18 protein-coding genes are annotated in these 18,258 nt (G+C 62.6%); 9 read left to right on the top strand and 9 right to left on the bottom strand.

The genetic code is table 11. The annotated features are described in order from the left end of the window. Positions 1 to 47 precede the first annotated feature (47 nt). Together ACWAT4_RS24855 and ACWAT4_RS24850 are read right to left on the bottom strand one after the other, a co-directional pair. Complete coding sequence (locus ACWAT4_RS24855) at positions 48 to 1,373, bottom strand: 2-hydroxycarboxylate transporter family protein (RefSeq protein ID WP_433995275.1); 1,326 nt, start codon at positions 1,371 to 1,373, stop codon at positions 48 to 50. 263 nt (positions 1,374 to 1,636) lie between these two features. After that, the gene (locus ACWAT4_RS24850; RefSeq protein WP_212302514.1) at positions 1,637 to 3,157 is read right to left on the bottom strand and encodes a porin; all 1,521 of its coding nucleotides are present in this window, start codon (positions 3,155 to 3,157) and stop codon (positions 1,637 to 1,639) included. A gap of 402 nt (positions 3,158 to 3,559) precedes the next feature. On the opposite strand from ACWAT4_RS24850, the gene ACWAT4_RS24845 reads away from it, so the two are divergent. Genes ACWAT4_RS24845 through ACWAT4_RS24835 form a run of 3 tightly spaced genes read left to right on the top strand, consistent with a single transcriptional unit; the run spans position 3,560 to position 6,703 of the window. Continuing rightward, a complete protein-coding gene (locus ACWAT4_RS24845; protein WP_212302515.1) occupies positions 3,560 to 4,249 on the top strand; it encodes a response regulator transcription factor in 690 nt (229 codons plus the stop codon). Continuing rightward, positions 4,224 to 5,603 carry a sensor histidine kinase gene (locus tag ACWAT4_RS24840; protein ID WP_449728298.1) on the top strand — a complete coding sequence of 460 codons (1,380 nt, stop codon included), beginning with the start codon at positions 4,224 to 4,226 and terminating at the stop codon, positions 5,601 to 5,603. Before ACWAT4_RS24845 ends, ACWAT4_RS24840 begins: the two co-directional genes overlap by 26 nt. Further along, positions 5,600 to 6,703 (top strand): ABC transporter substrate-binding protein, encoded by a 1,104-nt coding sequence (locus ACWAT4_RS24835; RefSeq protein ID WP_212302517.1) that lies wholly within the window; start codon positions 5,600 to 5,602, stop codon positions 6,701 to 6,703. The genes ACWAT4_RS24840 and ACWAT4_RS24835 overlap by 4 nt, the downstream gene beginning before the upstream one ends. Positions 6,704 to 6,755: 52 nt before the next feature. On the opposite strand, the gene ACWAT4_RS24830 is transcribed toward ACWAT4_RS24835, so the two are convergent. The 3 genes from ACWAT4_RS24830 to ACWAT4_RS24820 form a co-directional block, all read right to left on the bottom strand. Next, entirely contained in the window at positions 6,756 to 8,306 is a 1,551-nt protein-coding gene (locus ACWAT4_RS24830; RefSeq protein ID WP_449728297.1) for a porin, read from the bottom strand. Positions 8,307 to 8,627: 321 nt separating this feature from the next. After that, positions 8,628 to 9,095: a hypothetical protein gene (locus tag ACWAT4_RS24825; protein WP_212302519.1), complete on the bottom strand. Its 468-nt coding sequence runs from the start codon at positions 9,093 to 9,095 to the stop codon at positions 8,628 to 8,630. A gap of 96 nt (positions 9,096 to 9,191) precedes the next feature. Further along, positions 9,192 to 10,328 carry a hypothetical protein gene (locus ACWAT4_RS24820; RefSeq protein WP_449728296.1) on the bottom strand — a complete coding sequence of 379 codons (1,137 nt, stop codon included), beginning with the start codon at positions 10,326 to 10,328 and terminating at the stop codon, positions 9,192 to 9,194. Positions 10,329 to 10,630: 302 nt separating this feature from the next. On the opposite strand from ACWAT4_RS24820, the gene ACWAT4_RS24815 reads away from it, so the two are divergent. Further along, on the top strand, positions 10,631 to 10,936 hold the full coding sequence (locus tag ACWAT4_RS24815; RefSeq protein ID WP_449728295.1) for a hypothetical protein: 306 nt from the start codon (positions 10,631 to 10,633) through the stop codon (positions 10,934 to 10,936). Positions 10,937 to 10,949: 13 nt separating this feature from the next. Here the strand turns inward: ACWAT4_RS24815 and ACWAT4_RS24810 are convergent, their stop codons facing one another. From ACWAT4_RS24810 to ACWAT4_RS24800, 3 genes are read right to left on the bottom strand one after another with little or no spacing between them, the layout of a single operon-like run. Beyond that, positions 10,950 to 11,165 carry a hypothetical protein gene (locus ACWAT4_RS24810; protein ID WP_449728294.1) on the bottom strand — a complete coding sequence of 72 codons (216 nt, stop codon included), beginning with the start codon at positions 11,163 to 11,165 and terminating at the stop codon, positions 10,950 to 10,952. A 31-nt stretch (positions 11,166 to 11,196) separates the two neighbouring features. Then, the gene (locus ACWAT4_RS24805) at positions 11,197 to 12,426 is read right to left on the bottom strand and encodes a carboxylate-amine ligase (protein ID WP_449728293.1); all 1,230 of its coding nucleotides are present in this window, start codon (positions 12,424 to 12,426) and stop codon (positions 11,197 to 11,199) included. Between the two features lie 13 nt (positions 12,427 to 12,439). Next, complete coding sequence (locus tag ACWAT4_RS24800; protein WP_212302523.1) at positions 12,440 to 13,267, bottom strand: class II glutamine amidotransferase; 828 nt, start codon at positions 13,265 to 13,267, stop codon at positions 12,440 to 12,442. A 203-nt stretch (positions 13,268 to 13,470) separates the two neighbouring features. Here ACWAT4_RS24800 and nhaA point away from each other — a divergent pair, with 203 nt between their 5' ends. From nhaA to ACWAT4_RS24775, 5 genes are all read left to right on the top strand, one after another. Beyond that, a complete protein-coding gene (nhaA, locus tag ACWAT4_RS24795) occupies positions 13,471 to 14,706 on the top strand; it encodes a Na+/H+ antiporter NhaA (RefSeq protein ID WP_449728292.1) in 1,236 nt (411 codons plus the stop codon). A 293-nt stretch (positions 14,707 to 14,999) separates the two neighbouring features. Further along, positions 15,000 to 15,470 carry a tellurite resistance TerB family protein gene (locus tag ACWAT4_RS24790; protein ID WP_212302525.1) on the top strand — a complete coding sequence of 157 codons (471 nt, stop codon included), beginning with the start codon at positions 15,000 to 15,002 and terminating at the stop codon, positions 15,468 to 15,470. A gap of 2 nt (positions 15,471 to 15,472) precedes the next feature. Beyond that, positions 15,473 to 15,835: a hypothetical protein gene (locus ACWAT4_RS24785; RefSeq protein WP_212302526.1), complete on the top strand. Its 363-nt coding sequence runs from the start codon at positions 15,473 to 15,475 to the stop codon at positions 15,833 to 15,835. Next, a complete protein-coding gene (locus tag ACWAT4_RS24780) occupies positions 15,832 to 16,470 on the top strand; it encodes a TerC family protein (RefSeq protein WP_212302527.1) in 639 nt (212 codons plus the stop codon). The genes ACWAT4_RS24785 and ACWAT4_RS24780 overlap by 4 nt, the downstream gene beginning before the upstream one ends. A gap of 42 nt (positions 16,471 to 16,512) precedes the next feature. Next, entirely contained in the window at positions 16,513 to 17,085 is a 573-nt protein-coding gene (locus ACWAT4_RS24775; protein WP_449728291.1) for a TIGR00645 family protein, read from the top strand. Between the two features lie 116 nt (positions 17,086 to 17,201). On the opposite strand, the gene ACWAT4_RS24770 is transcribed toward ACWAT4_RS24775, so the two are convergent. Next, positions 17,202 to 18,170, bottom strand: a complete 969-nt coding sequence (locus ACWAT4_RS24770) for a helix-turn-helix domain-containing protein (protein ID WP_449728290.1) — start codon at positions 18,168 to 18,170, stop codon at positions 17,202 to 17,204. Positions 18,171 to 18,258 lie beyond the last annotated feature (88 nt).

The following is an 18,258-nucleotide window of genomic DNA, read 5'->3' as shown; positions in this document are numbered from 1 at the left end:
TGAGACCAAGGTCCGCGCCGCTCGGGGCGAGGCATGATGCCGCGCGTCTACGCCACCCAGCGCAACAGCACCAGCACGCCGGTGACCGTGATCGCGCCGCCGATGCGTGTCGCGATCTGAGCGAACGGCATCAGTTCCATGCGGTCGGCCGCCGTCAAGATTGCGACGTCGCCGGTGCCGCCCTGGCCCGAGTGACAGGCGTTCACGATCGCGGTCTCGATCGGGTACATGTTCAGCAGGCGGCCGATGATTGCGCCCGTGGCCATTAAAGTGAAGACGGTGGCGACGATGGTCACGAGATTGGCGACCGTGAAGGCGGACATCAGCTTGTCCCAGGGCGTCAGCGACACGCCGATGGCGAACAACAACGGATAGGTCATACCGATGCGGACAAATCGGTAGACGATGAGCCCGCCCGATTGAAGCCGCGGCGACACCGCGCTGGACAGCTTGGCGAGAACGGCGAGGAACAGCATCGCGACGGGCGCCGGCAAGCCGATCAGATGAAACAGCATGACGCCCAGCAAATAGAGCACGATCGCGGTGAGGCCGGCGGCGGCAATCGCCGTGATGTCGAAAGGCGATGACGTCTCCTCCTGCTGCTCCGAGGCGGCGAGATCGAGGGCGTCATCGCCGGCTGGCTGGAGACGCCCGTTGCCGGTGAACTTCGGGTACTTCTTGCCGGCATAGTTGAGCATGCCGGAAAACAGGATCGCCGTGAGACTGCCGAGCATCACCGGCGGCAGCACCTGGGCGAAGAAATCGCCCTGAGGTTGGCCAAGGATCGCAGCGTACCCTATCGAGAGCGGAATGGCGCCTTCGCCGACGCCGCCTGCCATGATCGGCACGACGATGAAGAAGAATGTCTTGTAGGCGCCGAGACCGAGCGCCATGCCGACGAGCGTCCCAACCGCCGCAGCCGCGATCGAGCCGACGCTGAGCGGCACGAAGATCTTGAGGAAACCTTTTACGAGGATATTGCGGTCCATCCCGAGGATGCTGCCAACGATGATGGCCGCGATATAGACATAGAGGAAGTTGGTGGACTTGGTGAAATCGATGATCGACTTCTCGATCGGCGCAGGGATGAGCTTGTAATAGACGAGTGCCGACGGAATGAAGGTCGCGAAGATCGCGGCCGCTCCGATGTTGCGCAGGACCGGCAGGCGCCTGCCGACCTCCGCACAGGTGAATCCGCCGAGAACCAGCACCGCAATCATGGTCGGCGCGTCCGGCTTGATCTGGCCCTGCTGCGTCAGGATCGCGAGCAGCCCGACGAGAATGACATAGATCGGTAGCGAGATGATGCCGATCTTGTAGTCCATCAGACGCCACCAGCCGGTTGGCCAGAACGATGCAGAACGAGACGTCATCGCGGGCTCGCGATAAGTCCCGGCGTTGGCCTCAACGGTGTCTGACATGGTGTTCTCCTGTCCATCAACTCGATTTTTTGTTGTGCTCGGCGATCCGTGTCGCGAGCCGATAGCGCAATCGCCAGGCTCGAGAGGGCCAAGTGAGGGGCATCTCACTGGCTCCTTCTGCGGCACGGTGCTCGTGTGAATCCGCAAACCCGATTAGATCGTGTTCCGCGGACGGTCGAAGGCTTCGACCGTCCGCTGTTTGCAGGCAGTGCCGCTTACCACTTGTAACGGACGCCAGTGACGAGCTCGTCAGCGCTGTCGTGGAGGTGTGCCTGACTTGCGCTGTAGCCACCCGTCGTCTTGAGGTGATCGCCGGCGACATAGACGTCGACATTCGGAATCGGGTGGTACATGAACGAAGCGTAGGTCGTCATGCGGGTGCCCGTGCCGGTCGCCACCGCGCCCGTGGCATCCTTGAACGGCACCAGTGTGTAGCCGGCAGCATTGATGGCCGCGTTGTGGGCGAAGAAGTCCTGCCAGCCGACCTCGAAGTCGTAGAACTTCGAAGGCGTAACCTTGGCCGACACCGTGACGACATCGTCGTTGCGGATGCCGAGGATAGTGCCCTGATCGGCGTTGTAGTGAATGTAGCCGGTGTTCAGGCGAAGCAGGCCGCCGTCCCAGTTGCCACCGATGCCCCAGGACTGATGGATATGACCGACATTGGTCGTCCCGATGGTCGGAGTCTCCAACACGTTCGAGCGGGTGTAGAACGCCGACACGTGGAACTCGCCCGCGTTGTAACCGGCAGCCACGGCCTGCGAGCTACCCTTGTCGAGGCCCGCACCCGGGATTGGTCCGCTGCCGTTCGGTCCGCCCGGACCGTTGCCGTCGCTGAAATTGTAGGCCGCGCCGAGATAGAGTCCATTGTCGAATATCTTCTTCCAGACGAGCCCCTGATCGTAGCGGGTGTCGCCCTGTCCATTCGCGCCGTTACCGCCGCTGGTGTAGAAGATGAGCTGCTTGAAGTTGTTGACGTTTGTGAAGCCACCCTCGCCGGTGCTGAGCGCGGAGGCACCGTAGGGATCGCCCCAGATGTTGGCGACATCGCGCGGCAACGTATTCTGGCGGCCCACGCTGAACTTGCCGAGCGTCGGACTCTCGAAGCCGACCCAGGCGTCGCGGTTGAAGAGTACGCCGGGCGTGTCCATGTTGCCGCTGGGGAGCTCGAACTCGCTTTCCATGCGCGCCAATAGGTTGAAATTGTATTCGGGGAAAACCTTCTGGGTAACGAAGATTCCCCAGCGGTTGCCGCTGAACCAAGAGGTGTTCAAGCCGATAGTCGATCGTCCGGCCGTATCGACATTGCTCATATAGCCGAACGACGGTTCGATAAGGCCATAGAGCAGCACATCCGTGTTCTCGGTCTCGAAGATATGCACGGGCTTGCCGGTCTTGAGAGCCTCCCAGGCGCCGACCTTGGTCGGCATTGGCGGGGGCGGCGGCATCTGAGCGTGCGCCTCTTCCTTCTTCTCGACCTGCTTCAGGCGATCATTCATCGCCTTCACTTTGGTCTTCTGGTCCTCCATGTCGGAGAGACGTTTGTTCAATGCCCTGATCTCGGCCTTGAGCTCGGCAATGTCGTCTGCCTTGGCTGGGGTCATTGGCGCAAGGCCGGCAGAGATGGCCGCGCCGATGAACGCATAGCGTGCAACCGCCCCGAGCGTTGCATTACGCCGATCGATCCTTGCCGTACCGGTCAGCCAGAGATGCCGAAGTCGCGTCGTCAATTTCATGTCGCCCCCCAAAAGAGTTTTGTTAGCGAGACAAAACTGGCGGCGAGTGCTGTCAAAACCCTGTCATGCCGTGCAGTCCAACGAGTGCAGCGTCGATCGGCGCTGAGCGTTGCAGGTTCAACACAGGGTGAGAACGTTTCGCATATGCACAATGCGTGCACGGCGACGCAATGAAACACCGTGGGCTTACGGGCTTTCTGCGGGCCACTTGACCACGTCGTTCATCCTGTTAGTTGTTGAGCGATAACGACGAGCGCCAAGGACAATGGCGCCCCCGGGCCAATGACAAGCTCGGCGCCCAAGCCGACCGAATTTGGAATCAGAGGTAGACGAGCGGTCGCCATCGACGCATTGCCGAGGGTGTCGCAACGCGGACGCGCGTTTCGGCTTGGGGAACAGTTTATGCGTGCACTCCTGATTGAGGACACCGTTGATCTCGGTGCGGCGATCGCCGCTAGGCTCAGGGATCAAGGTCATGCGGTAGAGTGGCTGACCGACGGCGGCCTCGCCTCGCAGCGAGTTCAGGAGGATCCCTTCGATCTGATCATTCTCGACCTGACCTTGCCAGGCATGAATGGCGTCGATGTCTTGAAGCTCGTGCGCGGCCGGCGGATCAATACGCCGGTGCTCGTCATCACCGCGCGCGGCGAGATCGGCGACAAGATCGATCTCCTCGACATCGGAGCCGACGACTATCTGGTCAAACCGTTCGACTTGCGTGAGTTAGAGGCCCGGATGCGCGCCGTGGTGCGCCGGCACAGTGGCACGCCGACCAGCCGGATCGAAATCGGAAACGTCACTGTGGACATCGCAGCTCAGTCGATCATCGCAGCTGGCCACAGGGTAGAGCTGACACGGCGTGAGTTTCGCCTGCTGGAGCTGCTGATACTGAACTTCGGTCAGGTGGTCGCGCGCGAGCGTCTGATGGATCAGCTTTTTGGCTATGAGAATGCCGTCAACCCAAATGCGCTGGAACTCTATGTCTCGCGCATCCGGCGACGCCTGAAATCCTCCTCACTGCGCATTGAAACCGTTTGGGGCACAGGGTACGTCGCGAAGATCGATCATGACCGGCCGCCAGAAGTCAATTAAGCGCGACATTCTGCTTGGCGCCATCGTGTTGCTCGCCCTTCTCGGGCTTGGGTTGTTTGCCTACATTCGCGCCTATTCACTCGATGCCGCCGACACGGCCTTCGATCGCGTGCTCGCCGCAGCCGCGCTCTCGATCGCCGATAATGTCAGGGTCGAGGATGGGCATCTCACGGTCGAGTTGCCGATCGCATCGCTCGAGATATTGGGGGCGTCGCGCGAGACACGGGCATTCTACGCGGTGCGCGCGCCCGATCATTCGCTCATCACAGGCTATCCCGATTTGCCGGACGCCACGCCGGCGCACGATCGCAAGCCGCGCTTTTTCGATGCAACCTATTCCAACGATGCCGTGAGGATAGGCAGCGTCCAGCGCTACATCGATTTCGGTGAGAAGTCTGGCTGGATCAGCGTCACGGTCGCGGAGACACGGGAAGCACGAACCCAGCTCGCTTCGGTCATCCTCAGAAACTCACTTACCCCGATGGCAGTGGCGGGATTGATCATGTGCTTCTTGATATCGACCGGTCTGAATCGCGCCTGGGCACCGCTGGTTGCTCTGGAAAACGAACTCGTCCACCGAGCGCCGACCAACCTCAATCCGATCCAGACATCGGTGCCCAAGGAGGTCAATTCCCTGGTTTCCAGCCTCAACCTCTTCATGCAGCGGTTCGAGGGCGCGCTCAGCTCGCTTCGTCGGATTTCCGTGGACACCACGCATGAGATGCGCACGCCGCTCGCCTCCATCCGGGCGCTTACCGAAGTCGCTGCGTCCGAGTCTGATCCCGGAGTGCTCCGCGGCTATCTGCAGCGGATTCATGCAAACGCCGTCGTAGCGACGCGCATCGTCAACCAGCTTCTCGCCGAAGCGGCAGTGGCCCATCATATCGAGACCACCGCCAATCCGAATTGCGATCTTCTCGAACTTTATCTCCAGGCGGTCGAGAGATTGCCCACGAGCCGAATGCAGCGTTGCAGGCTCGCGCATTTGTCGGCTGCGGATGACCTTCTTGTCAGGGGATCTCCTCTCGTGTTCCGCGAACTGATCGATAATCTGCTCGACAATGCGCTGAACTATGCGCCGGAAGGATTCATCGATGTCGGTCTGCGAATTGCCGACGGGACAATGATCGAACTCGACGTGGCGGACCGCGGTCCGGGCATTCCCGACAGCGAAAAAGGTCGCGTGCTCGAGCGCTTCCGGCGAGGGGCCGCGAGCGAAAACGTCGCCGGCACGGGCCTTGGACTCAACATCGTCAGGAATGCAGCTAATGCGGCGGGAGGTCATCTCGCATTGCTGGATCGGCCCGGCGGCGGCTTGATCGCACGAGTCATTTTGCCGAGGGCGACGTCATGAAGCACTCCCTGGAACGGATGGCTGGCGGTCATGTCGTCTTGGCGGCGCTTCTGCTCGTTCTGGGCGCGTGGTCCTCGCAAGGTCGTGCCGAACAATCCAAGTCGACGCACGAGCTCAAGATCTTCAAGACTCCAGCCGCACCGGCGGCGAAGCTGTTGATCAATGGTACCGCCGATATCGCCAGCATGGGACCGGTCATCGAGGGCTTTCAAAAGCATCATCCCGACGTCGAGGTCGACTACCGGCTTTACGAAACTGTACCGCTTTACGAGAACGGGACTAGCCAGGAGCCGAGCGCCGATCTCCTCATCAGCTCGGCAATGGATCTCCAGGTTAAGCTTGCCAATGACGGACATGTGCAGCCGGCCTCGATCATTGCCGCGCGTGGGCTTCCGGATTGGGCGGCCTGGCGGGACCGCGTGTTCGGTTTCACGCTGGAGCCTGCTGTGATCGCCTACAATGCGGACGCGGTGCCGCCCAATGATGTTCCGCGGTCTCACCGCGATCTGATCCGTCTGCTGGAGCAGGCGCCGGAAAAATTCCGCGGCAAGATTGCGACCTACGATATCGGCGTCAGCGGTGTCGGTTACCTGTTCGCAACCACCGAGTCGATGCTATCGGCAAATTTCTGGCGGCTGACGCATGCACTCGGGACAGTCAAGACGCAACTGTTCTGCTGCACTCAGGACATGATCGATTCCGTTATCCGTGGCGACAGCGTGATTGCGTATGACGTGCTTGGCTCCTACGCGCTGCGGCGCATGGAGGAGCATCCGAATCTGAAGGTGGTCGTGCCTGAGGACTACGTGATCGTCGTGGCGCGCACAATCGTCATTCCGAGCAGGGCGCAGCATCCCGATCTCGCCCAGACTTTCATCGAATACGCTCTCTCGGAGGCTGGCCAGGCCATCGTTGCGGACTCGTTCGGGCTTTCGGTCGGAGGCCTCGGGATAGATCGCGACCAGATGAAGGCGCGCTACGTCACCGAGAAACCGGGCCTGATCAATGCCCCACCGCTCGGCCTGTCCGTCCTCACATATCTCGATTCGATCAAGCGCGAACAGTTCGTGCGGACCTGGCGGCAAATCGTGTCACCTTAGCCGCACAGGAACAGGGGAGCCTGAGCTCCCCTGTCTTCATCGGACCCGAATTTCAGAAGTCGAACGTCATGCCGGTCGTGACGGCTTCTGCCTTGTTGCCTGCGACCACATTGTTGTTGGCGTCGCGTCCGCAGACGCCGTAGCCGTGTCCGCTGACGCCGAGACAGTAATGTGCGCCCGGTCCATTGCGCAGATAGCTGCCCACCATGTACCAGCTCACGAACGGACTGAAGTGGTACTTCACGCCGATTGCATACTGGTCGGCACTGGAGTCGACGGTGTTGAGCGCAAAGTCTGCCGCACCTGCGGGCGCCGAAGCCGCAACCCCGGCCGTGGGATAGGCATTGAGGACGCCCGTGCCGGGCGAACCCGGCGAAGCGTTGGCGTGAGCCCAGGATGCGCTCACGTCCCACTTGTCGACAGTCTGGGTCGCGCTCAGGAAGTAGCCGTCGCGCGAACGCTCGTTGAAGTCGGCAACCGTATTCTGGCGTCGCATGATCTCGTAGATGCCGTAGAGCTGGAGGGTGCCGATCATGTCGTTGAACTTGTAGCCCGCGCCGACCTTCGCGGCCCACTCGTTGGCGATGCCGACCGCGCCCGCCGGAACGGTGAGAACGCCGCCATTGCTCAGCGCTGTCACGGCCTCGTCGCCGGTTCGGTTGGTGCCCTCATGCAGCTCGTAAGCGGCGACGCCCGTGAAACCGCCTTGGTTGTAGGTCAGCGATGCGCTGTAGAGATTGCCGTAAGAGCCGTCGGTGCAGCCTTCCGGCGCGGATGTCAGCGGGAAACCCGAGCCGCTGCCGCGCGACGATGTAGCCGGGCAGTTGAAATCGCCGAGCGCATAGTCGCTGTTGTCCTTTGCGGTGTTCTGTCCCGGCGAGACCATGAGGGTGGCCTGGAAGCCGTTCCACACCGGCGATTCATACCAGATCGCATGCGCGGCGCGCCAATCGAACTCGGCGCGGAGATCGCCGCCGGTGTTGCCCATGATCGAGTTGTAATCGCCAAGCGTTGCCGAGAACGGATCAAACTTCGCCGTCGCTTTCTTGTAGGGCGTGTCCGCCTTGCCGGCCTTGATCGTGCCCCAGGGGCTTTCCATGCCGAGGAAGCTGTCGCGCGTGCCGAACGCTGCGCGCTCGGTTGGAACGGCTGCGACCTCGACGAGCGACTCGAATTGCGCGACGGCCGCCCAGCCGGGATAGCCATAAGGATCGAGATTGTGCCGCGCGCGAACGCCGAAATAGGTGAGGTTGCTCGAGACGCCGAACTTCGTGCCCTGGTCGTAAACCCCGGGATTGAAGATGTCGCCGGAGACGTCGACATGGCCGTAGAGCGTCACCGTGGTGTTGTCGATGAACGGGTTGGTTCCGGGCGCCTTGCTGTAGAGCGGAGCGCCGCCGAGGCTGACGACGGTGTGCTCGGGCGCGGGTGCCGGCGACGGCGCGACCGCCGCGTGAAGAACGGGATTGCCCTTGGGCGAGGCCGGCGCGACGGCGGTCAGCGCAGTCTTCGGCTCGCCCATGTGATTGACGCGTTCGCGAAGCTGCGCGTTCTCCTTCGCAAGCTTGGCATTGCTGCGCTCGAGCGCATCGAGGCGGGCCACCACATCATCTATGGTTGCAGCATGTAGTGATTGATTCATTGTGGTTGCACAAAGGGCCGCAAAGCCTGTGCCGAGCAGAAAGGCCTTCCTCATCTGGTTTCCCCTTTATCGCCGCGAGCTCTCAGTGGGCCCGGGATAAATTGGAACGTATTGTATGCCAGATGCCAAATACAATCGGATTGGTGTGACCCTACTCACTTTCAGTCTGGTTGTGTCTATTTCGCAACTATTCCTGACAAAGTGTGTCGCGCGGCGATCTGCCGCATTGCGGTCCGCCAAGCTGACTCCCCGTCAAAAAGGCGAATGGCTTCAGAAGCTTGCTTATTTACCCCACGGCGTTTCGCCGCGTCCGAGACGGCCGGCGATGTCGGTCTGGAACACCGGTGGTCCGAACGCGAACCACTCATCGCCGATCTGGTAGACGAGCAGCCGCTTGTTCTCGGCGCAAAATCGCATCAGCCAATCCAGCGCCTTCGTCTTTGGCTGCTCGCCAACGGGCACCACGACGTCGACCGGCAGGCCGCGCCAGAAAAAATTGGCGGCCAGCATGATCATGTCGGATTGATCCGGTCGCATCCAATCCGGCAGCGGGCTCGATGCGACCAGCCAGCCGCAAATGAATTCACGGCAGGGATGTTGGGGGCGTTCGGGATAGATGGAACAGCGGTGGGCGACGCTGAAAGGGCACGGTTGCCCTCTGCGCACCTTGTGTCCGCGCACCTCGATCTGCAGCCAGCCGTCGCAGCAGGCGGTGCAGCTTCCGCAGGTTCTGGTGACGTCGCGGCTCACGGGCGAAGCGGTTGCTCCAGACGCATCTCGATCGCCTATGAACTACCAGCATCATTCCTGCGCGAGCAAGAGCTGCAGCTGTGTTCTCGCTCGCGCCTACGCGTAGAGATATCCGACCGGCCTGCCTTCGGTGCGCAGGGGACGAATGTCCTTCTGTGTGATGATCTGGCCGGCGAGGCCGTCGATCTCGTCGCGCTGCGTGGGTGTCCAGCTGCGAAGTTCATTGATGCCTTTCAGGAGACCGAGACGAAGCACCTGCGTGTTCTCGCCGACGCCGGTGAGGCTGACCGAGTCCTTGCCTGCCGTCACCACATCGCCGGCGGAAAGTTCAAAGCTCTCGCCGGCCTTCTTGAATTCCGCCGAGCCGCGAATGACTCGATAGATCACGACCTCGCCCTTGGCGAAGCAGTCGGCGTCCACGGCGATCGACGCGCTCTTCGGCAGGAGCGAGCGGCCGCGCGGATCGGTCGCGATGATGTGGCCGGTGACGAGATGGCCGCTTGGAATCTCGATGCCGATATCGCGCACGTAGACCGGCAATGCAGATTTGACCGAACCGTCGGTGAGCGGCTTGTAGAGCGCATCCAGCGCCAGAGGATCCTGAAGCCAGAAGCCGGCATCGGCGGGACGGTCATGCAGCGGATGGCTCCACGCCACGCGCGGGGTCTCGGCTTCGTTGATCTGATCGGGTCCGACGATGGTCGGATTCGGAAAGGTTGTGGGATCGGTGATGAAGGCTTCGAGGAATTTGCCGGAGTAGCCCATGGAGATCGGATCAGGCACGACCGTCTGCGGCGTCTTCAGATTATCTTCGGTCGACAGACCCGACCATGTGTAGAACAGCTGGCGGTGGACGATCGCGCTTTGCAGCATCACTGCGCCGGGGCCGACATTGTAGAAGCGCCCATCATAGTCGAAGGTGAATGCGCCCGACGTGACCAGCACGAGCTGAAAGCCGCCCGGCGGAAGATGCAGATGGAAATCGGTCGGGCCGGTGTCGGGGCGATAGATCGGCAAGTTCGTTGCGACTTCGTGCAGGAGGAAGGTTTCATTGTTGGCGTGGAAGCCTTCGTTGGCGCGGTTGTAGAGCGCTTGCGGACGGTACGTCGCCTCGAACTTCGCGCTCTTGTCGCGATCGATCGCGACGAAGTCCTGGGTGTTGAGGCGGAGCGGCGCGCCGTTCGGGTGGGTGAGGCCAGTCGTCTTGAGATCGCCCGCAGCATGTACGTTCATGACGTTCTCCGCTCTGCGCCATTGCCAGCTTGCAAGATCGTTGCGAATCTTGGGCCAGTTGGTTTGCGAAGCAGCAAAGGCGTCTGGCGCGTCAATGCGGTGAGGAAAAATCCGGTGGCTGCACCGGAGGTTAGCTCGCCCCGCTCGCTCTGATCGTCCGACGCTGCGCGCAGGCGCGCCATTGCGAGGCGGCGGCGGTCTTTGTCTATTTTGTCAGCAAAGCCTCGCCGTTGTGCGTGCAGGTGGCGATTGACAATATGTTCTTGTTTTGTTCTTATATCGCGACCGAGAGGGAGGCAGCCATGGACAACCGCATCAACGACATCCGCAGGATCATCAGGGCGCTTCGCGTCAGCATGCGCGAGGCCGAGGCGATCATGCATGAGCAGATCAACCGCGATGAGGACTGCAGCTTCGTGGCGCAGGAAGTCATGAAGATGCGCTCGGTCATGAGCCTGCTTGTGAAGGAGCGAACCGCGCTCGGCGATTTCGAGCCGATCGTCGTGAGCAGCTTCTTCATCCCGCGGCGGCGGTCAGCACGTAAGCTCGCTGCGCCGGCCCCGACCGTCGAGTCCGTGTTCCGTCCACGCCTGGTGGCGCGGGCTTGAGGCGGAGGGCGACTCAATCAAAGGCGTGAGGCACGGCCCGATCCGGCTTGCCGGCCGGGCTGTCCGCCCACTTGGCCATCTCCATGGTCCGCGCATCGACGCCCTCGCACCAGAAGCAGCTCGGCCGTGCGCGGCCGTTCTCGGACAAGATCGGAACCAGGCTGTGTCCGCAACCGGCGCACCAGGTGATGTCAGTCATGAAGTCCTCTTCGGCGTAGTAAATTGACATGACGTTCTCGTTGGCGAAGCTTGCGCGAGCGCTATGACGGCGCTGGGGCACTGCGCCCGGTGGGCGCGCTCGTTCCTGAGATCGTCGATGTCGCGATCCATTGTGACACGGAGGCGATGTCGTCGCTGTTTTCGCGATAGGCGCGAAGCTGGAATTCGGCTGAGCTGCCGCGATCCACGATGGTGCGGCAGTGCGCGATCTCGGCGGCGCAGGCGAGTGCCGCCGAGTCCTCGGCGGTGGCGTCGATGATTCCGGAGAGCATCTCCGAGATCGTGACCGGTCCGTCCCTGGAGGCGAAGATGCAATCGGTGCCGTAGCGCTGGGCGCGCCATTTATTCTCGACCGCAATTGCGCGCTCGACCACCGTGACCGCCTTCGACAAATGAGGCCGCAGATAGAGATGGCGCGTCAGGCAGCGATAGAGCGATGCGATCGCGACGGCATCCTCGATCAGGGTGCAGGTATCGGGCGCGCGCAGCTCCAGCGTCGGGTGCTTCATGGACGGGCGCATCGCCCACCAGATGTGACTTTCGTCGGGAATCACGCCGGAGCGCTGGAGAGCGCCGACATATTCATCGTAATCCTGCCTGGTTTCGAACAGCTCCGGCAGGCCGGTGCGCGGCAGCTCGGAATAGGCCGCCAAGCGATAGCCTTTCAGTCCGGTCTTGTGCGAATTCCAGAACGGCGAGGATGCCGACAGCGCGATGAACAGCGGCAGATGCGGCAGCATCGCCCGCATCACCGCCATCCGCTTCTCCGGATCGGGAAGCTGCACATGCACATGCATGCCGCACATCATGTTGCGGTGGCCGATGCTGCGGAGATCCTCGATCATCTCCTCGTAGCGCGGCTTCGGGCTCGGCTGCGACATGCGCCAGGCCGCGGTCGGATGCGTGCCGCAGGCCATGATCGCAAAGCCATATTGTGCGGCGACGTTGGCGACCTCGCGGCGCAGGAACCGCAGCTCCTCCCGCGCGTCATTGACATCGACGTGGATGTTGGTGGCGACCTCGAGCTGGGATTGCAGCATCTCGCGCATGGCCTGGCCGCCGGTCGACCAGTTCGCCGATTCGAACAGCTCGTTCGGAGTCTGGATCGCCACGTCCAGGGTGCGGCGATCGGCGAGGAAATATTCCTCCTCGATGCCGAAGGAATAGTCGGCCGCCTTGCCGCGCCCGCCGGCGGAGCGGATGACGACGTGCTGCTTGCTGTCGGAAGGATCCAGTCGCAGCAGTTTCAAAACGTCCGAAGCAAATGTCATTCGCCACCCCGCATTACCTGCGGGCAATAATCCGTCTGACGGGAACGGGTTCCGCCGCGGACCTCTTGGAAATTGCAAGGTCGAATGGAACAATTTTCGTAGCTTCGGATGCGCGCGCGATCAGCGCGTGGTTCGGCGGCACCTCTGTCCAGTCCGTTTCCTTGTCGAACGGCTCGGACACCACGATGACCTGGCCGCCGGCCTCGCGGAAATAGAGCGTGTTGGCGGCGTCGTTGACGGCAACGCGGAATGCGTAGAGGTCGCGTCCGTTTGCGATCGCGCTGGTGAAGCGCATTCGCTCACGAAGCTGGCCCTCGTTGACGAGGCCGACCAGCGATTGCAGCACGGCGCGCGTTGCGCCCAGCGGATCGGCGTCGAGGCCGGCGCCCATCATGCCGAGGAACACCGCTTCCGAGTCGGTCGTTCCCAGGCGCGAGGGATAATAAGCGTCGGGTATCAGCGCCTCGACCTTTCGCCGCAGCCGGTTCCAGCTGCCGACGAAGCCGTTATGCATGAACATCCATTGCCCGCAGGCAAACGGATGGCAGTTCTGCCGCGTCACCGCAGTGCCGGTGGCGGCGCGCACATGGGCAAAGAACAGGTGCGAGCGCAGATGGCGGCAGAGGTAACGCAGATTTTCATCCGACCAGGCCGGCCGCGTCTCGCGATAGAGGCCGGGCTCCGGATGTTCGCCATACCAGCCGAGACCAAAGCCATCGCCATTCGATCCCGCCGTCGACTGCAGCGACCGAATGCTCTGCGCGACCAGCGAATGTTCGGGCTCGGTGACATAAGGCTCGAACGAGGTGGTCTCGCCCCGGTATGCGATCCAGCGGCACATGCGGCCTTCCTCTCAGGCGGTGAGTGCATCGTGAGCTGAACCAACGAGGGGCCTGCTTCAGGGTTCCCACTGTTCCGAGCGCGACGGCCCGAAGCGGGTTGCGTTCATCGCGTCGCCGTGTAGAACAGCCGCGGGTGTTCGCTGCATGTGGCAGCGACAGGTCAAGCGATGGTCGGGCCGCCACGCAGAATGCGTGTGCACCCATGAACGATCAGCTGCCCGGCCGGCACCAGCCGAAATCCCCGTTTGTCGTTGCGCGAGCGCTCACCGCGCTCCAGCAGTTTCTGCATGTCGAGGCCGTCAGCGGCGTCGTGCTGCTGGTGGCTGCGGCCGCAGCACTGCTCTGGGCCAACTCACCCTTCGCCCATTCGTATCATGACGTCTGGAACTTGCCGATTTCACTTCATCTCGGCGGATTCGTCTTCGTCAGATCGCTGCATTTCTGGATCAACGATGCGTTGATGACGATCTTCTTTCTGGTCGTCGGCATGGAGATCCGCCGCGAGCTCCATGAAGGCGCGCTGAGCAAGGTCGACCAGGCCATTCTTCCGGTGCTGGCCGCTGCCGGCGGTGTGGTTGTCCCCGCGCTGATCTATTTGAGCTTCAACACGGTCACGGGACGCAGCCAAGGCTGGGCGATCCCGACCGCGACGGATATCGCCTTTGCGGTCGGCGTGCTCGCGCTGCTGGGACGATCGATCCCCGCCAATGTCAGGGTGTTTCTGCTGGCCCTGGCCATCATCGACGACATCATCGCGGTTCTCATCATCGCTCTGTTCTACAGCGGCGGACTCAATCTCTACGGCTTCGTCGCCACCGCACTCGGCGTGCTGTTGGCGCTCGGATTTCAGCGGCTCGGCTTCAGCTCCGCGTTTGCCTATGTCCTGCCTGGCTTCGTGGTCTGGGCCGGCTTCCTCATGGCCGGCGTCCATCCGACGCTTGCGGGCGTCGTGCTCGGCTTGATCACGCCGGTCCGCTCGGCGCAGCCCGAGATCGCGGCGCCCGTCATTCGCGTCGAGACGGCACTGCATCCCTGGGTCGCTTACGCCATCATGCCGCTGTTCGCGCTGGCCAATGCCGGCGTTGATCTCCGCAGCACCGAATTCGCCGGCGGCGCCCAATTCGTCACACTGGGCATCGGGCTTGCGCTTTGCGCGGGAAAGCCGATCGGTGTGATCGGCGCGACCTGGCTTGCGGTGCGCATAGGTGGATGCCGACTGGCGCCAGGCGTGACATGGGCCGCCGTCGGCCTGATCGGGCTCCTTGCCGGCATCGGCTTCACCATGTCGATCTTCATCGCGATGCTCGCGTTCACCGATGAAGGATTGCTGGACGCCGCGAAGTTCGGCGTGCTGCTCGGCTCCCTCATCTCGGTGACGCTCGGTCTCGGATGGGGCGCCGAATATGCCCACCGGCAGCGCGCGCACGGCGATCACTGACGCGGCCGCGCTGGAGCCTACCCAACCCGGCCAACACGGAACCCGATGCGGCTGCTGGTCGCAGTCCTGTCGGCTTGATTCCGGCTCACCCGGCTTTATCTCTGAGGAGAACAAGAATCCGGGCCCCTCTGGCGAGGACGCCGACACATGTCGGCCAAACCTCGCGATGTCGGATGACCTGTCCCGCGCGAATGCGATGGATCGGCCGATTGTCGGGCCTTCTTCAGTTCCCTCCGACCAAATCGTCCCCATCGCAGCTCCGCGCGGCCATTTCGCAAGATTGAGGAGCGACGATGTCTGACGTCAAATATTCCAATCCAATCGAGATCACCGAGCCGACCAGCCTGAACGAGCAGGCTGCGGTGGCGCTGGTCATTGCCGGCGCGCTCGTCGCGGTGGCGGATCGCCGCGTCTCGCCGGTCGAGCGCGATGAAGTGGTCCGCTTCATCAGGGATCGCGCATTGGCGCCGCATATCAGCGATCAGCGGCTGTTTGCGATGTTCGACGAGCTGGCGGAACGATTGGAGGAGCCGGACTTTGCCAATGTGGTGATCGATACGCTGCGGCCGGTCTCGAACATGCCGCTCTCGTCGCATCTGATGGAGCTGTCGGAACGCGTCGCGGCCGCGGACGAGGACGTGCATCCCCATGAAGTGCAGGCGATCAAGCTGCTGCGGCTGCTGACACTGGTGTTGCCGCGGGCCAAGCAGGTCGGGCCAAGTCAAGTCGGGTCTGGCGGGGCGAGCACCGCCCCAAAGGAGTGAGCGTGAGCGCAGCATCGGACGAGCGGGCCTCTGGCACCGAGGGCACCACCGGCCAGATGGCCGGCGGCGACCCGCGCCTCGACAAGCTCGTTCATCGGCTGCCGCCGCGCTTAGGTGATACCGTCTCCTATCTGCTCAAGCCGTCCAGTCGCTGGATGAGGATTCCTTCGGGGGCGCTGCTCGTCGTCGGCGGCGTGTTCTCGTTTCTGCCGGTGCTCGGCGTCTGGATGCTGCCGCTCGGTCTTGCGCTGCTCGCCGAGGACGTGCCCGCGCTGCGCTCGTCCCGCTCAAAGGTGTTCGACTGGATCGAACGCCGCAAGCCGCAATGGCTCGATCCGTCCGTCCCGAAACCTGATCAATCATGACCGAATTCATCACGGCCGATGCGCTGACCGCGCTGTTCCAGGTCGTTCTGATCGACCTCGTGCTCGCCGGCGACAACGCCGTCGTCATCGGCCTCGCCGCGGCGGGCCTGCCGGCCGGGCAGCGCCGTCGTGCCATCGTCGTCGGTATCATTGCGGCCACGGCCCTGCGCATCGCCTTTGCCGGCGTTGCGACCCAGCTTCTGCAGGTGATCGGCTTGCTGCTTGCCGGCGGCGTGCTGCTGTTGTGGGTGTGCTGGAAGATGTGGCGCGAGCTGCGGGAGCAAGCCACACATTCCAGCGAGCTTGCGTTCAGCCATGGCGGCAGTGGGAGCACTGCACCGATGCCGCGCAAGACGTTCAAGCAAGCCGCGTTGCAGATCGTGGCGGCCGACGTCTCCATGTCGCTCGACAACGTGCTCGCGGTTGCCGGCGCGGCGCGCGAGCATCCCTACATCCTGGCGTTCGGCCTCCTGCTGTCGGTCGGACTGATGGGTGTTGCCGCCGACCTGCTCGGCCGCGTGCTCCAGAAGCAGCGCTGGATCGCCTATGTCGGCCTCGCCATCATCGTCTACGTCGCGTTCGAGATGATCTATCGCGGCTCGCTCGAGCTGGCGCCGGTCATCGCAAGTCTCTGAGCGCTGCCTTCATTTTCTGCCTTCGTCTTCCCGGAGTGATCGATGTCGTCTGAACCCAAAGCACCTTTGGCGAGCCCGCCGGTCGGCCTGTTTCCGCGGCTGATCTTCGGCTCACGCTGGCTGCAATTGCCGCTCTATGTCGGCCTCATCGTCGCGCAGGGGGTCTACGTACTGCTGTTTCTGAAGGAGCTCTGGCACCTGGTCGCGCATTCGTTCGAGGCCAGCGAGCAGCAGATCATGCTGGTCGTGCTCGGGCTGATCGACGTCGTCATGATCTCGAACCTGCTCGTGATGGTGATCGTCGGCGGCTACGAGACCTTCGTTTCGCGCCTGAATCTGCGCGGCCATCCGGACGAGCCGGAATGGCTGAGCCACGTCAATGCCAGCGTGCTCAAGATCAAGCTCGCGATGGCGATCGTCGGCATCTCCTCGATCTCGCTGCTCAGAACCTTCATCGAGGCCGGCAATCTCGGCACGACGCGCAGCAATTTCACCGAGACCGGCGTGATGTGGCAGGTGCTGATCCACCTGACCTTCATCATCTCGGCGATCGGCATCGCCTGGGTCGACCGCCTCGGCGACAATGGGTCTCGCAAGGAGTCGGAGCACGGCTGAGCGCAGCTCTATCCGGCGAGAACTCCTGCGCAGACCTGGAACTCGCTGCGTCATTAACAGAGTATGGAGGCGCGAATGTCGAAGCGGAGCAAATGCCCGTATTTAACCGGGCTCTTTCAGGGACGCGCGGTCGTGCCCGCAGAATGGCGGCCTCGTGCCAGCGTCTCGGACGGCGTTTCGCCGAAGGCGCGCCTGTAGCTCATTGCGAAGTCGCCGAGATGCCAGAAACCGTTGCCGATCGCGGCGGCCTTTACGGTCAATCCGCTGCCTCCCGTCATGAGCTGGACGCGAACGGCCCACATCCGCTTGAGACGCAGATAGTGATGCAGGCTGACGCCGTGCACGGCTTGCGTTGCAATCTGGAGCGTGCGCGCAGAGACGCCGAGCGCGGTGGCAAGGTCGTCGCTATAAAGCGGCTTGCTGCCGAACAGCTCGACGATCTCGTCGAGCTGCGCAATCAGCTTGCGATGCTTGTCGAATGAACGGGGACGGGCGGTGCGTGCGCCGGTCGGCAGCAGAATCGCGTCGAGGGCGGCGAGCAGCGTTTCCTGGATCGGGCGGTTGAGCGCCTCGAATCGCCGGGGATCGTCGCATGCAGACGCCAGCGCGAGCATTTCCACAAAAATGTCGCGCAGGCGCGCCATCGGATCGTCCTGAGTGTGAATATAGGCGAGGCCGGTATCGAAGTCCGCCCATCCGCGATGCCGCATGTCCGAGTTGAAGCGCAGCATGAGATAGGTGTTGGGTTGATGCTCGATCGACAAGACGGGCGCTTTGCCGCGCACGACGGCGATCGTCGAGCTGTCGACCTCGCGGCCATTGGCAATCGAGTGAAAGGCAAACGGGACAACGAGGCCGATGCCGCTGTCCGTCCCCATCTCGGCTTCGTACCGCCGCGCAAAGGCCCGCTGCAGCACGAATAGCCCGTTCTGGAGCGGCAGGATGGCGCGTGATAGCGAGAATTCGCGCGGACGAAGCGGCGTGCTGGTTCCGAGGCCGAGCACCTCGTTGGCGCGAAACTCGCTGAAGTCCGAGAAGCGCTCGATGTTCAGGACACGCGATGGCTTCAGCCGATCGACCGGCATGTCGGGATCCCTGGAGGTGAGGGGCAACTGGCGGAAACCCGAAGAGATATCAACGCCGGAGCATCGGCCATATTCCGGGAAACTACTG

The organism is Bradyrhizobium sp. T-1 (assembly GCF_053592855.1).
Note: the sequence above shows the minus strand (reverse complement) of the source record. Positions and strands in the feature narration are given on the sequence as shown.